The sequence below is a fragment of the Corynebacterium sp. TUM25015 genome (assembly GCF_056393505.1).
In genome coordinates this window covers 1,281,317-1,295,526 of record NZ_CM150783.1, presented here as the reverse complement: position 1 = coordinate 1,295,526, position 14,210 = coordinate 1,281,317, and the positions used below count along the sequence as shown (strand labels likewise).

The following is a 14,210-nucleotide window of genomic DNA, read 5'->3' as shown; positions in this document are numbered from 1 at the left end:
ATGTCTCACCTAGTTACCTCAGAAGAAAAATCGGCAGCGCAAGCCATCCAAGCCACCGATTCGTCAGACATAACCCCGGTTGCAAATGCAAACGACGATGCGGAATCCGGCGCTGCCCCCGCAGCCAGCGAGGTTATTCAGCACTATCGCCGTCAGTCACGGCGCAAGATTCTAGCGATCGTCGCATTGACGATCGCAGCGCTCGTGGCTTTTGCCATCGCCACCATTGTTGGCCCTATCGACCTCAGCCTCTCCGAGCTATGGAATGGGCTTTTTAATCCCGATGGCGTAGACGAAACCACCCGCACAGTGCTGTGGAACCTACGACTGCCAGCTGCCGTTATGGCAGTGCTCATCGGAGCTTCACTGTCACTTTCTGGGGCACATATGCAGACCATTCTGGATAACCCCCTTGCCGAGCCGTTCACCCTGGGAATCTCCGCGGCGGCAGCTTTTGGTGGTGCAGCATCGATCGTTCTGGGCTGGACCGTACTGGCAAACCCGCAATTCAACCTCGCCGCCGTGGCGTGGGTAACTTCGCTGATCGCGGTCTTCGTCGTAGCTGGCGCCGCCGTCTGGCGCGGAGCCAGCGCCGAATCGATGATCCTCTTAGGCATTGCCCTTGTTTTCCTGTTCCAGGCACTGCTCTCCTTAATGCAGTACCGCGCGACCACTGAGGCTTTGCAGCAGATCGTTTTTTGGACAATGGGCTCTTTGCAGCGCGCTACTTGGACCTCTAACGCGATCATCCTGGGATCCCTGGCAATTGCAATCCCGTTCACAATCTTTAACTCGTGGAAGCTCACCGCATTGCGGTTGGGCGACGACCGAGCGGCTGCACTGGGAATCAACGTCCAGCGCCTGCGCGTCTCCACCCTGGTCGTGTCTTCACTGTTGGCAGCCAGCGCGGTGGCTTTTGCTGGCGTGATCGGCTTCATCGGCCTGGTTGGCCCACACGTAGCACGCATGCTTGTAGGCGAGGATCAGCGTTACTTCGCTCCTGCCTCTATGGCCGCCGGTGCTCTACTGCTGGCAGCCGCCCACGCAGTCTCCATTACGATCGTTCCGGGTGTTGCCGTACCGATCGGGATCATCACTTCCCTGGTTGGCGTGCCCTTCTTCCTCGTGCTGATCTTTGCTCGCCGACGCACTCTCTGGGGGTCTTAATTCATGCTCACTCTCGACGACATTCATGTCCGTTATGGCAAACGCCCTGTGCTGAAGGGAGTATCGGCTTCCGGCTTCGAGCCGGGAACGATTACGGGCCTCTTGGGGCCTAACGCCGCGGGCAAGTCCACCCTGGTGAAAACGATCGCAGGGATACAGAAGGCGTCACAAGGCACCTGCAGCATCACCGTCGACGGCAAAGAACTCACTGGCGGCGCGCGGCGCGAGGCGATCGGCTATGTGCCGCAGGACTTGCTGTCCAGCGCTACCCTGACGGCTTTCGAGTCGATCCTCGTGGCCACTCGCCGTTCGTCGCGCGCGTTTGCACACAGCGGCGCTGGAAGCAGCTCTGCCGCTCGTGCCCAGGAGCTCGCAGCCTCGGTGATGGAGCGCCTCGGCATTACACACCTGGCATCACGCCATGTTCATGAGCTCTCTGGCGGTCAGCGGCAGCTGGTTGCCGTCGGGCAGATGCTGGTGCGTGAGCCAGAGGTGCTTCTTCTTGACGAGCCAACGTCCGCATTGGATCTGCGGCACCAGGTGGAGCTGTTGAAGCTCATCCGCCGTGAAGTAAGCCAGAATGATTCCGTGGCTCTGATTGCGATTCACGACCTCAACCTCGCCGCACGCTACTGTGATCGTCTAATCGTGCTCCACCAGGGACGTCTCATGGCGCAGGGCCGGCCTTCCGAGGTGCTTACCCCAGGTTTGCTAGAGGAAGTATACGGGCTGCGGGCGAAGGTGCTGGATGATGACAGCACGCCCGTCATTTGCCCCGTCGAAGAGTAATACCGCCCTGCCTAGCGGCTCCCCATACCTAACCCTCAAACGCCCCGGTTACCGGGGCGTTTTCATTACACTCTTCATTTCTCAACGGCCTGATTGTAGATACAAAAAGTCCAGTGCACGCATCTTGTGCGTCCACTGGACTTCTTTGGCGTTATAAGGCTTTTGCCTTAGGCGCGTCAGGTCTAGGCCTCGACTGCCTCGTTCTCGACGATGTTCACCACGCGACGACGACGCTTGGTAGCGAACTGTACGGCGCCGGCCTTCAGAGCGAACAGAGTGTCGTCGCCACCGCGACCGACGTTCTCACCCGGGTGGAAAGAGGTACCACGCTGACGGATCAGGATCTCGCCGGCCTTGACCTGCTGGCCGCCGAAGCGCTTTACACCGAGACGCTTGGACTCGGAGTCACGGCCGTTGTTGGAGCTAGATGCACCCTTCTTGTGTGCCATTTGTCTCTCCCTCCTTAAGGAAGATTATTGAAGTGTCTCGGTAGTTTACTTGATACCGGTGACCTTCAGAACCGTGAGGGTCTGACGGTGGCCGAAACGGCGCTTGTAACCGGTCTTATTGCGGTAGTGCATACCACGGATCTTCGGTCCGCGGACGTGCTCTACGATCTCAGCGTTGACGTTGACAGATGCCAGCTTGTCACCGGTGGTGACGTTTGCGCCATCGACGACGAGAACCGGGGTGAGAGCCACGGACGAACCCGGCTCACCCTCGATCTTCTCGACCTTGACGAGGTCACCTTCGGCAACCTTGTACTGCTTTCCGCCGGTCTTGACGATCGCGTACATGTAGGGCTACCCCTTTAATTTCTCTTATCGGCTCAGGCAGCCTCCTTCTTAAGCCGAAGGCCATCGTGCACGCGATGGATCCCTTCACCCTTAAAGGAAGCATCCTGACTGTTACTTTTGCTTAGCTGCGTCCGTTCCCCCGAAAATCGGAGCACACCATGCGAACGCACCAAGCTGGATAGCGAGTACATTCGCATAGTCCCCGACGACGCGCGCGTTAAAGCTGGTCACCGGCGGAACGAACAGCGACTGGTTAAGACTACCCGGTCAGAGGGGTAAAAACCAAATCCCTTTGCTTTCGCTCGAAACTAATTCTTCTTCCGCACCACTCGACGGCGGCGCCCCCGCGAACGGGTGTTCTTCGAGGCACTTTCGGTGCTTTCTTTCTCGACGCCGAAGTCCTCCGGCCGTGGAGCAACATCAGACTTAGAGTTGCCACGTGTCCGGCGCTTACGGCGTGGAGATTCGTCGAACTCGCGCTTGGCTTCCTCATAGTTGGAAGGCCGGCTAGCGGATTTGTCGGCGTCATCCACAGAAGAACGAGCAGCGCGATCAGCACGAGCTACGCGGGCGTTCTGGGCAGTTGCCTGGCGCGAGCGCACTACACGACGACGGCGGCGACGACTCGACGCAGATGCACGGTCGGTAGTCCCACTGTCCTTTGCTGAACTTTCACTGGCCGAGCTATCAGGCGCAGCATTGTGCGCAGAGTTAGGCGCGGTGTTAGGCGCAGCATTGTCGGCAGCCGAAGGCTCGTCTGGATCCGCCTGGGCAGAACGCTTCCGAGCACCAGCCACAATGCTCTCAATATCGCCGGTGCTTCCAGTACGACCAGCGCTTCGAGGCTGGCCACGGCGAACTACGCGACGGCGTACTCGCCGGCGAGTGCTCTGCGAGACGGTCTCACGCTGATCCTGTGACTCCTGCGACTCTTGAGCTTCTTGCGGAACCTGCTGCTCGTGGTGTTCCTGCTGCTCACGCTGCTTGCGATTCTGTCGATCTTGCTTCTGCTGCTTTTTCGCGTTGTCTTGGTGCTTGTCCTGGTGATTGTCCGGGTGCTTTCCTTGCTGCCTGTTTTGCTGCTTGTCCTGGTGTTTGTCTTGTTGCTTACCTTGGTTCTTGGCCTGTTGGCGCTCCTTGCGGTGCCCGTGATCCCGGCGCGGCTCCGGATCCTTCTGCTCCACAGGATCCGGGTGCATGATGAACCCGCGACCATCACAGGCCTCACATGGGGTAGCGAACGTCTCCAGCAGGCCGGTGCCCAGACGCTTACGGGTCAGCTGCACCAGCCCCAGCGACGTCACCTCCCCCAGCTTGTGACGAGTACGGTCGCGTCCCAGGAACTCAGACAAGCGACGCAGCACCAGATCCTGGTTTTGCTGCAGGAGCATGTCGATGAAGTCCACCACGATCATGCCGCCGATGTCGCGCAGGCGCAGCTGGCGCACAATTTCCTCTGCCGCCTCCAAGTTGTTCTCGGTGACGGTGGCCTCCAGATTTCCGCCCGAACCGACGAACGATCCCGTGTTGACGTCAATGACCGTCATCGCCTCGGTGTGGTCGATTACCAGATAGCCGCCCGACGGCAGCCACACCTTGCGGGCCATTGCCTTCTCCAGCTGCTGATCCAGGTCCAGCGGTGCGAAGGCGTCCTGACCGTCATGCTGCCCACGGTTCCACTTGTGAACTCGCTCCATCAGCTCCGGGGAAGTTCGTCCCAGATAGTCGCGCACGGCCTTCCAAGACTTGTCGCCGTCGATGACGAGCTCGGAGAAGTCTGCATTGAAGACATCGCGTACCACTTGGATAAGCATGTTCGGCTCTTCATAGAGCGTCACAGGCTTCGCGCCCTTGGACTCGCGCTCCTTATTCTCCAGGTTGCGGATTTCCTCCCAGCGCTTCTGCAAACGCTGAACGTCCTCAGTGATCTGCTCTTCGGTCGCATTTTCCGCAGCAGTGCGGATGATCGCGCCACCATCACCGGCGATAACCTCACCCAAAATGTCCTTGAGGCGCTTGCGCTCGCCAACAGGCAGCTTGCGCGAAATTCCAGCAGTGGTACCCGCTGGGAAGAACACCAGGTAGCGGCCCGCAAAACTAATGCGGTTGGTCAGACGTGCACCCTTATGCCCGATCGGGTCCTTCAGCACCTGGACCAGAATCTGGTCTCCCGGACGCAGAGCTTGATCGATCTTGCGGTTCTTGGAATGCAGGTGCGGCGAGCGCCAATCCATCTCGCCCGCATACAGCACGGCGTTGCGCCCCGTACCAATATCCACGAAGGCCGCTTCCATGCTGCCCAGTACGTTTTGCACACGACCGAGGTACACATTGCCGATCAACGACTGGTGTGTAGCATCCGCCACGAAGTGTTCAACCAGCTGGCCGTCTTCTACCACGCCGACCTGCGTCATCATGCCCTTGTGGTCGGTGCGCTGCGAATCGCGGACGATCATCGTGCGCTCGACCGACTCGCGTCGTGCCAGGAATTCCGCCCGGGTGATGGCCTTGTAGTTCTTGTCACGGTTCTTCGCGCGCCAGCGTCGCTGCGACTCAAGACGCGTGGAGCCCTTGAGCTTCACCGGCTCATCCACCATGTCCTCGGTGGAGCGCTCGGCGGGGTGCAGATCCTCAGGTGCAGTGACCTTTGCTACCTCTTCGGCCTTGTTTTGCTTCTTGCCGTCTCGCTTCGCATGGTTCTTGTTTTTCGACGCCCGCATCTCCGCTTGGCGCACGCTTCCCACGCGACGAACGACGCGCCGGACTCGACGGCGACGAGTCGGCTGCTCGGTATTCTCTGCGGACACTGGCGCCTTATCGTCGCCTTCGGGCACTGGCGCCTTAGCGTCTCCTACGGACACCTCAGGCTCTACCTGCTCAGGCTCCGCAGTCTTCGCCGGCTCCTCCGCCTTTCTCTGCGTCGACTTCTTCACTACGCGCTTGGCAGTGCGCTTTGCCGTGCGCTTCGCGGGGCGCTTGGACGACTTCTTTCCTGCGTCTTCATCGCGGTTTTCCGACTTATCTTCAGCCGCTGCATTAGCAGCAACCACCGCCGCTGCTTCCGGCGCGGTATCCGCCACAGCCTCAGGGCTTTCCTGCTGAACGGGGTTAGGCTTCTCAACTGCCTTTTCAGCTGGCTTATTTACAGACTTCTTCGTGGTCCTCTTAGCGGTCTTCTTCGTGCTCTTCTTTGCAGGCTTCTGCTCAGCGACCTCTTCCGCCTGCTTTTCGGTCGACTTTTTGGCGACCTTCTTCGCAACCGACTTTTTTGCAGTCTTCTTGGCGGTTTTCTTGGCTGCGTCCTTGGTAGCTTTTTTGGCCGTGGTCTTCTTGGCAGGTTCCTTCGGCTCTTCGGAGGCTTCAGAAACCTCCGTTTCCGCAACCTTCTCATCCGGCTGAGAGGACTGTCCGCTGGAGCTAAGGGCGTCCAGAACAGAAAAGACCTGCGCCTTCGTCAACGTCGAAGCGGTCTTTTTCCCCTCAATACCGTGATCCGCAAGTACAGCCAGGAAGTCCGTCGCCCGGATCCCCAACTGCTTAGCAACGGTGTGGACGCGAACCTTCTCCCCCACACTTTCTCGATCAATTTTCGCAGCCTGCGCTGCAATTTCCGGGCTAGTAGTCGCCACGAAATCTCCTTATAAAGTCTTCAAAGTTTGCCTGATCGTTGTGCCGCATCGTCGTTGTGGGCATTCGATCCGTCCCTATTGTCTCACATCCACCCGCTCATGCAGTGAACAAGCACGAGCGAAGCAAAGCCGGACTGTTACGCTTTACGCTATGGCCACCCCCGCACAGCCTTCCGTACCTTTCGACAGCACAGTACTTCTAGACGTTGCCAGCAGCACTCGCCCAAGCAAGGGTGCGCAATTGGCCGTGGCAGTCGCATTCGGCATCATGATGTTTATTCTGTGCTCACCCATTTCCGGCCCGCTACCAGCGCTGGGTATCGCGGTGTCTGCTATCGTCGCCGGAATTCTTTGGTGGCGCTATCTGCGACGCAACGGCCTCCGCGGCAACGACTACTCCCCTCTGAAGACCGACGCCGAAGCCGCCCGCACCCCGTTCAGCTGGAAGGAGGAAGGCCGCCTCGTTCTACTCCTTGCTCTCTTTTTCGGTGCAGCGCAGTTCGCACCACTTTTTTCCGACCGCAGCGGGCTGGCCTATGCCGGAGTTGTCGCGCTCCTCACCGTGGGGTTGACGTACTGGATCATTACTTTTGACGCCTGGCGCCCGGCCCGCTACACCATCCCAGAGAAGCTAGACCAGGGAATTCGGATCGAAAAGCCCGCCGAATGGTTGCAGGCGTTCCTGTACTGCCGCCGCTGTGTGCCCGGTGGGCTGCAGATCCTCAGCGATACGCTGAAAGGCGAACTCGCGCACTACGGTTGGACTGCTAACGACGTAGACGCTGCACTAAACAAGCTAGTTAAGCAGGGCAACGCAGTAAAGATCCGCGAACTTCGCTCGACCGATGGGACGCAAAATTGGCTAACGCTGACCGAGGAAGGTTCGCAGAAGTTTCAAAAGCGCTACCAGGCAAGCTAAAACAATCTACCCTGTGACCCTTAACTCTTACGAATAAAAGAAACCGCGGATGCGATTGCGTCCGCGGTTTCTTTGCAAGTTGCTTTTACAGGTTCGGGAACCAGATGCCAATCTCACGCTCGGCGGATTCCGGAGAGTCAGAGCCGTGAACAACGTTCTCCGCAACAGAGAGTGCGAAGTCGCCGCGGATGGTGCCAGGGGTGGCCTTGGACACTGGATCGGTGCCGCCTGCCAGCTGACGCCAAGCTTCGATGGCGCGCTCGCCCTCGACGATGCCTGCTACCAGCGGAGCAGAGGTGATGAAGTCCACCAGCTCGCCGAAGAAAGGCTTATCGGAGTGCTCGGCGTAGTGCTTCTCCGCGGTCTCACGATCAGCGGTACGCAGGTCCAGCTCCACAAGCTTCAGACCCTTCTTTTCGATGCGAGAGATAATTTCGCCCACGTGGCCATTCTTAACACCATCGGGCTTGATCAGAATCAGAGTGCGTTCAGTCATGTCAGCAATTCTACACATGGCCACCCCGTGTGCAGTGCGACACCTGCAGCGTTAAACACGACTGCGCACCTGATCCATCAGCGCGTACGCACGGTCACCCGGGCACGCCGTTGCGGTAGATACGTCACCCCAGTCACGATGGCCCGTAATGGTTCGGCGCGTCAGATTCAGGCGGGCGGCGTTGTTTACATAACGCACACTGCCACGCGGATCCAGACGCAAGCCACGGCACAGGTGCCCCAGAACCCGCACGAGAGAATTGATGGCAGCGGGGGTCGGGGTTTGCGTCATAAAGTTACCGAGCAAGCAGACACCAATGTTTCCATCATTCGCGTTGTACACGTGACCTGCGGTGACCGACATTGGCGTTCCGCCCAAGCTACCCGGTTGGAATACAGCCTGGCCATCCATACCGGTGGAACGCCCTTGGAACACGGTGCCATCGGGGGCGATCAGCAGGTGATAACCGATGTCGCCCCAGCCACGGCCGCCGTTAGCGCTGGAGGCGTGGAAACCATAGATACTGCGGACATTCGCAGCGTAATCACCGTTGGCCGGGGTGGCCATTGCGGTGTGGTGCACGGTAATCAACTGTGCGCGAGTGAAGCGGGGCGTCCACCCCATCAGCGCTTCATTCGCACCCCACTCGCGGCGAGAAACCACACGCAGGCCATCAATGACATTCGCTCCACCACCGGCAGGCGCACCCGGAGCAGGCAATCCCGGAACTGCCAAACCACTGGAGGCAAGAATGCCAGCGATGGTTCCCGCCAAGGCTAGTGAACCTGCTACCCCCGCAGCGCCAGTTTCCAAGCTGCTCTGCAGCTCCGCCGGATTAGAGGGCAGATTCATCGGCGCAGCATAAGGTGCAATTCCAGCGCCAAAGATCTGCTCCTCCTGCCCCTTGGGGGCTTCCACAATGTGTAGATGCAAGCGCGTTGCGGGGTCATTTGCCTCACCGGGCAGCCACACGGCGGTAGCACCCTCCGGCAGCTCCACGGGATCGGACTTCAGCGCAGAATCATCTTCGCGGTCGTGCGCCTCGGCATGTACAAAGCGATCCTCGGTGCGCCCACCGGCGAACTCGAAGCGCAGGGTTGCCTGAGCCCCCTCAGGCGCAGCAGGTGGAAAGGTGATCGTGAGGTACCCGGTACCGCCGGGAAGCTTGCCTTTTTGGTTGACGCCGATTCCCGTCCCCGTGAAAGCTTCTGGCTCACTTGGGGTCGGTACTTCGGCGGGGTGGGTGTTATCGGCGGAGGAAAAGACCCCCATGTTGTTGCGGTTAGCGAAGAGGAAAGTGCCACCAACTGCGGCACCTAGGGCGGTGGAAGAGCGGAAGAATGCACGGCGCGTCAACGTCATGCCCGCATAATAAACCACATTCGGGGGTAGTGGACACCTTACCCCCTTCTAAGGGTATTCCCAGGTGAGTGTTGCGGATGTTAAAGGTGTTGCAAATGTGGCGTCATGAAGATCAGTCCGCGGGGGTAGCCGGACGTCGCACATTTCCTTCTTCGTCGAGGTGCTGCGAAGGCAGCAAACCACGCTGCATACGACGCATCAGGTTCGAACGTAGGTGGTAGATGTACCACCAGCACAGGGCAAAGATCACGCCCATGGCGCCCATCGCCGGGTGCACGATAAAGCCCGCAACAGCCAACACCTGCAACCCAATATTCAACCAGTCCGCCCACTTAAGCTTCTGCAGGAAAGCCGCGACGATCATGGCCACTCCCAAGCCGATCACGTAGACCATATTGAACGTCGTGGCCGAGGCACCAGCATCTACACGGGTAATTACGGTAAGCACCAGCAGGATCACGATGGCTTCCATGATGTGAGTGCCGGCCATGACTCCTCGCAGCCCCTTCAGCGGATCGTTGGCCGGCGCCTGGCCGGGACCAAGTGGGCCGTACTCACCCTGCTCATCAGCCTTATTGCGCTTGTGAGAGTTCTGTGCCACGGTTTCTGCAGCTCCTTGCTCGCTCTTCTTTTGACGCACTCATATTTGTCTTAAGCCGTCAGCCCTATTAGACCCAATTAGACCCAGCAAGACCTAATCGGAACTCGGCAGCGCCGCGTCGAACGCCTTAGGCTGGCTCTTTGCCAAATAGCGTGCGCGCCTCGCCAGCGGTCACCACCGAGCCAGTGATCAGTACGCCTGCACCAGACAGCACGCCATCTTCGTCATCCTCGGCCAGTTGCGTAGCCAGCTCCACGGCACCCGGCAGGTTGGTAGCTACGTGCACACGCTCCTCGCCGAAAGCGTCACGCGCATACTCCGCCAACACTTCCACAGGCAACGCGCGCGGAGAGTTCACCTCGGTCACCACAACCTCGTCCATCACAGGTTCGAGTGCAGCGAGGATGCCCCGGGCGTCCTTGTCCCCTAGCACACCCACCACGCCGATCAGTTTGCGAAATTCAAAGTCGCGGTCGATCGCCGCCGCCAGCGCTTTCGCGCCGTGGGGGTTGTGCGAGGCGTCAATAAATACACTCGGGGTGGAACGCACCCGCTCAAGACGGCCGGGCGAGGCGACGGAAGCGAAACCTTTTCGCACCGTATCCACGTCTAGCTGACGCTTCGCACCGGCGCCGAAGAAAGCCTCCACTGCCGCCAGCGCTACGGCAGCATTGCGCGCCTGATGTTCACCAGACAGTGGCAGGAAAATGTCCTCGTACTCGCCAGCCAATCCGCGAATCGTCAGACTCTGACCGCCTACGGCAATGCGGCTGGATACCACACCGAATTCGCTGCCAGCGCGGGCTACTGCAGAATCCTTCGCTACGGCTTCTTCCAAAACCACGCGCATCGCTTCGGGCTCCTGCTCCGCAACAATGGTCACGTTATCCGGCGGGGTCAGCAGGTCATCAGCATCCCACCGGGTCTTAATGATGCCGGCCTTCTCACCTGCAATCTGCTCCAGGGTGTCACCCAGGTAATCCGTGTGATCCAAGCCGATGGGCGTAATCACCGCGACATCGGAGTTCACCACGTTGGTCGCATCCCAGCGTCCACCCATGCCGGTTTCGATAATGGCCACGTCCACCGGAGCATCGGCGAAGGCCGCATAGGCCATGGCCACGAGCACCTCGAACTTGCTCATCTGCGGACCGCCTTCGGCTTGGCTTTTCGCATCCACCATCTCCACCATCGGCTGGATGTCACGCCACGTGTCCACGTAGTCGCGCGGGTGCATCGGTCGGCCGTCAATGGCGATGCGCTCAGTCACGATCTGCAGATGCGGGCTGGTGGTGCGCCCGGTTCGGCGGTGGAACGCCCGCATCAGAGACTCGATCATCCGCACCACGGAAGTCTTGCCATTCGTCCCGGCCACATGGATCGCAGGGAACGTCCGCTCGGGGTGGCCAAGCAGATCCATCAGCAACTCCACGCGCTCCAGCGTCGGGTCGATCTTCGTCTCGGGCCAACGCTGGTTCAGCTCCGCATCGACCTCTGCCAAAGCCGCAAGGTCGTCGGGGGTGATAGGCCTTTCTGGGGTTGACGCCTCCTCAGCCTCATCGGCGCCCAGATGGTCGAGGGGCAGAGCCAGACCGGCCTCGTCGAGGGTCACCTCATCTGGGTAGTTTTCCCCAGTTGTCTCTTCGGTCATGCCTGTGGAAGGCCTTCCAGTCGGGTGGTAATGCGATCGAACTCTTCCTGCGCCACACGCTGGCGCTCGCGGATGCCTTCGACGACCTTCTCCGGCGCCTTGGAAAGGAAGTTCTCATTGCCCAGCTTCTTCGCTGCGTTGTCGAGTTCCTTCTGTGCAGCCGCCAGATCCTTCTCCAGGCGCTTGCGCTCGGCAGCCACGTCGACGGTGCCGGAGGTATCCAGCTGTACCGCAATGGTCGCCTGAGACAGGCGCACCTCAATGGAGGCAGTCTCCGCGAATCCCTCAGCAGGGGTCTCCAGGCGCACCAGGGAACGCACGGCTTCTTCAAAGTCGACCAAGTCGGCAGCGGCGAAGTCCAGCGCAGCAGGTACCTTCTGGGAGGGCTTCACGCCCTGATCGCTGCGGAAACGACGCAGCTCCGTGACCAGCTTGTCGACGTCTGCCATGCGGCGCACTGCATCGGCATCCGTCTCTACGCCCCCATTGGTCAGATCAGCGCCTGGCCACTCGGCGGTGACCAGGGAATCGGAGTAGCCCTCTTCCCCATCGGTCAGCGCCTTCCACAGCGTTTCGGTCACGAAAGGCATGGCGGGGTGCAGCAGACGCAGTACCGCATCCAGTACTCGTCCCAGCACGATCTGAGTATTAATGCCGCGCTGCACTTGTTCTTCCGTAGCGCTATCCCAATCGCGCGGGATCTGCACCTTTGCGATTTCCAGGTACCAGTCACAGAACTCGCCCCAAGCAAAACGGTAAAGGTTCTCGTTGGCCAGAGAGAACTCGTAGCGATCCAGTGCATCGTCGACCAGCTGGCGTACTTCCTCCAGGCGGTCCAAAATCCAGCGGTCGGCATCCGTCAGGGTCTCGCGGGCAGGCAGCTCGCCGACGTGCGCGCCGTTCATCAACGCGAACTTCGTGGCGTTGTACAACTTGGTGGCAAAGTTACGGGAAGACTGTGCCGCATCCTCGCCCACCGGCAGATCAGAGCCCGGGTTAGCACCACGAGCCAGGGTAAAGCGCAGCGCATCCGCACCGTAATCGCGTACCCAATCCATCGGGTCAATGCCGTTACCCAAGGACTTGGACATCTTACGGCCATGCTCGTCACGTACCAGGCCGTGCAGGAAAATATCCTTAAACGGAATCTGCGGGCGTCCCTCGTTGCCCGTGCCCAGCACCTCAGTACTGTGCTTGGAAGCGAAGGTGGCGAACATCATCATGCGCGCAACCCAGAAGAACAGAATGTCGTAGCCCGTCACCAGCACGCTGGTGGGATAGAACTTCTCCAGCTCCGGGGTCTTATCCGGCCAACCCATCGTGGAGAACGGCCACAGGGCGGAGCTGAACCACGTGTCCAGCACGTCCTCATCCTGACGCCATCCCTCGCCCGTCGGAGCTTCGTCATCCGGACCACAGCACACGATCTCGCCGTTCGGCCCGTACCAGATCGGGATGCGGTGGCCCCACCACAGCTGGCGAGAAATACACCAGTCGTGCATGTCATCCACCCAGTCGAACCAGCGTGGTTCCTGGGAGGCTGGGTGAATTACCGAATCGCCAGACCGGATTGCATCGCCGGACATCTTTGCCAGCTCGTCCACCTTGACGAACCACTGCTCGGACAGGCGCGGTTCCACAGCTTCCTTGGATCGCTCGGAGTGCCCCACACTGTGCACATAGGGAAACTTACGTGCCACGATGCGCCCCTGCTCTTCAAGTGCCAGGCGAATCTTCTCTCGCGCTTCATAGCGTTCCATGCCGTCGAACTCGGTGCCCGTGCCCGCAATGTGACCAGTTTCGTCCATAATCACCGGCATCGGCAGGTCGTGGCGCTGCCCCATCGCAAAGTCATTCGGGTCATGTGCCGGGGTGATCTTCACAGCACCGGTACCGAACTCGGGATCCACGTAATCGTCGGCCACCACGATCATCTGGCGATCCGGCAGGAACGGGTGCGGCAGGCTCTTGCCCACCAGATCCGCATAGCGCTCATCCTCTGGATGCACGGCTACGGCCACGTCACCCAGCATTGTTTCCACACGCGTCGTCGCAACAATCACGTGTGGTTCGGCATCGTCCAGAGAGCCATAGCGGATGCTAACCAGCTCACCCTCGTCCTCGGAGTACACGACCTCAATGTCAGAGATTGCGGTCTGTAGCACAGGAGACCAGTTCACCATGCGGTTCGCACGGTAGATCAAGCCGGCGTCAAAAAGCTCCTTAAACATGGTCTGCACGGCGCGGGAGAGGCCATCATCCAACGTGAAGCGCTCGCGGGACCAGTCCACGGAATCACCAATGGCACGCATCTGGCGCTGGATCACGCCACCGTACTGTTCCTTCCACTCCCAGACCTTGTCGATAAAGTCCTCGCGACCGTAGTCGAAGCGATCCTTACCCTCAGATTCCTTGAGGTTAGCCTCCACCTTGGTCTGAGTAGCGATACCTGCATGGTCGGAACCCGGGAGCCAGAGAACTTCAAAGCCCTGCATGCGCTTACGGCGGGCCATCGCATCCATTAGCGTGTGGTCCAGCGCGTGGCCCATGTGCAGCTGGCCAGTCACGTTTGGCGGTGGCAGCACAATGCTGAACGGGGGCTTATCGCTGGCAGGGTCGGCCTTGAAGTAGCCGGAATCCACCCACCCCTGGTACAGGTTTTCCTCTACCGCGGCGGGGTCCCATGCCGCAGGTAGCTGTGCCGAGCGGTCAGCACCAAACGTGTTAGAGCCATTTGCCTTAGAACTGGAGTCACTCACGCTAGCCAAGTCTAGTAGACGGCTCGGACACGTCGTACAC

11 protein-coding genes are annotated in these 14,210 nt (G+C 59.7%); 3 read left to right on the top strand and 8 right to left on the bottom strand.

Annotation, left to right across the window (positions count from 1 at the left end; genetic code table 11):
• Positions 1–1,167: a FecCD family ABC transporter permease gene (locus AC06DS_RS05905; protein ID WP_477100199.1), complete on the top strand. Its 1,167-nt coding sequence runs from the start codon at positions 1–3 to the stop codon at positions 1,165–1,167.
• A 3-nt stretch (positions 1,168–1,170) separates the two neighbouring features.
• Positions 1,171–1,956, top strand: coding sequence for an ABC transporter ATP-binding protein (locus AC06DS_RS05900; protein ID WP_477100198.1), 786 nt, complete (start codon positions 1,171–1,173; stop codon positions 1,954–1,956).
• A 182-nt stretch (positions 1,957–2,138) separates the two neighbouring features.
• On the opposite strand, the gene rpmA is transcribed toward AC06DS_RS05900, so the two are convergent.
• The 3 genes from rpmA to AC06DS_RS05885 all read right to left on the bottom strand — a co-directional run bounded on the left by rpmA (position 2,139) and on the right by AC06DS_RS05885 (position 6,382).
• Positions 2,139–2,405, bottom strand: a complete 267-nt coding sequence (gene rpmA / locus AC06DS_RS05895) for a 50S ribosomal protein L27 (RefSeq protein ID WP_005296479.1) — start codon at positions 2,403–2,405, stop codon at positions 2,139–2,141.
• A gap of 45 nt (positions 2,406–2,450) precedes the next feature.
• Positions 2,451–2,753: a 50S ribosomal protein L21 gene (gene rplU / locus AC06DS_RS05890; protein WP_273353719.1), complete on the bottom strand. Its 303-nt coding sequence runs from the start codon at positions 2,751–2,753 to the stop codon at positions 2,451–2,453.
• Between the two features lie 308 nt (positions 2,754–3,061).
• Positions 3,062–6,382, bottom strand: a complete 3,321-nt coding sequence (locus AC06DS_RS05885; RefSeq protein WP_477100197.1) for an Rne/Rng family ribonuclease — start codon at positions 6,380–6,382, stop codon at positions 3,062–3,064.
• A gap of 151 nt (positions 6,383–6,533) precedes the next feature.
• Here AC06DS_RS05885 and AC06DS_RS05880 point away from each other — a divergent pair, with 151 nt between their 5' ends.
• Positions 6,534–7,301, top strand: coding sequence for a hypothetical protein (locus AC06DS_RS05880; protein WP_477100196.1), 768 nt, complete (start codon positions 6,534–6,536; stop codon positions 7,299–7,301).
• An 85-nt stretch (positions 7,302–7,386) separates the two neighbouring features.
• Here the strand turns inward: AC06DS_RS05880 and ndk are convergent, their stop codons facing one another.
• The 5 genes from ndk to AC06DS_RS05855 all read right to left on the bottom strand — a co-directional run bounded on the left by ndk (position 7,387) and on the right by AC06DS_RS05855 (position 14,179).
• Positions 7,387–7,797: a nucleoside-diphosphate kinase gene (gene ndk / locus AC06DS_RS05875; RefSeq protein ID WP_293791427.1), complete on the bottom strand. Its 411-nt coding sequence runs from the start codon at positions 7,795–7,797 to the stop codon at positions 7,387–7,389.
• A gap of 51 nt (positions 7,798–7,848) precedes the next feature.
• The gene (locus AC06DS_RS05870; protein ID WP_477100195.1) at positions 7,849–9,159 is read right to left on the bottom strand and encodes a peptidoglycan recognition protein family protein; all 1,311 of its coding nucleotides are present in this window, start codon (positions 9,157–9,159) and stop codon (positions 7,849–7,851) included.
• Between the two features lie 112 nt (positions 9,160–9,271).
• A complete protein-coding gene (locus AC06DS_RS05865) occupies positions 9,272–9,760 on the bottom strand; it encodes a DUF4233 domain-containing protein (protein WP_434824887.1) in 489 nt (162 codons plus the stop codon).
• 127 nt (positions 9,761–9,887) lie between these two features.
• Complete coding sequence (gene folC, locus AC06DS_RS05860) at positions 9,888–11,411, bottom strand: bifunctional tetrahydrofolate synthase/dihydrofolate synthase (RefSeq protein WP_477100194.1); 1,524 nt, start codon at positions 11,409–11,411, stop codon at positions 9,888–9,890.
• The gene (locus AC06DS_RS05855) at positions 11,408–14,179 is read right to left on the bottom strand and encodes a valine--tRNA ligase (protein ID WP_477100193.1); all 2,772 of its coding nucleotides are present in this window, start codon (positions 14,177–14,179) and stop codon (positions 11,408–11,410) included. The genes folC and AC06DS_RS05855 overlap by 4 nt, the downstream gene beginning before the upstream one ends.
• Between the last annotated feature and the right edge of the window lie 31 nt (positions 14,180–14,210).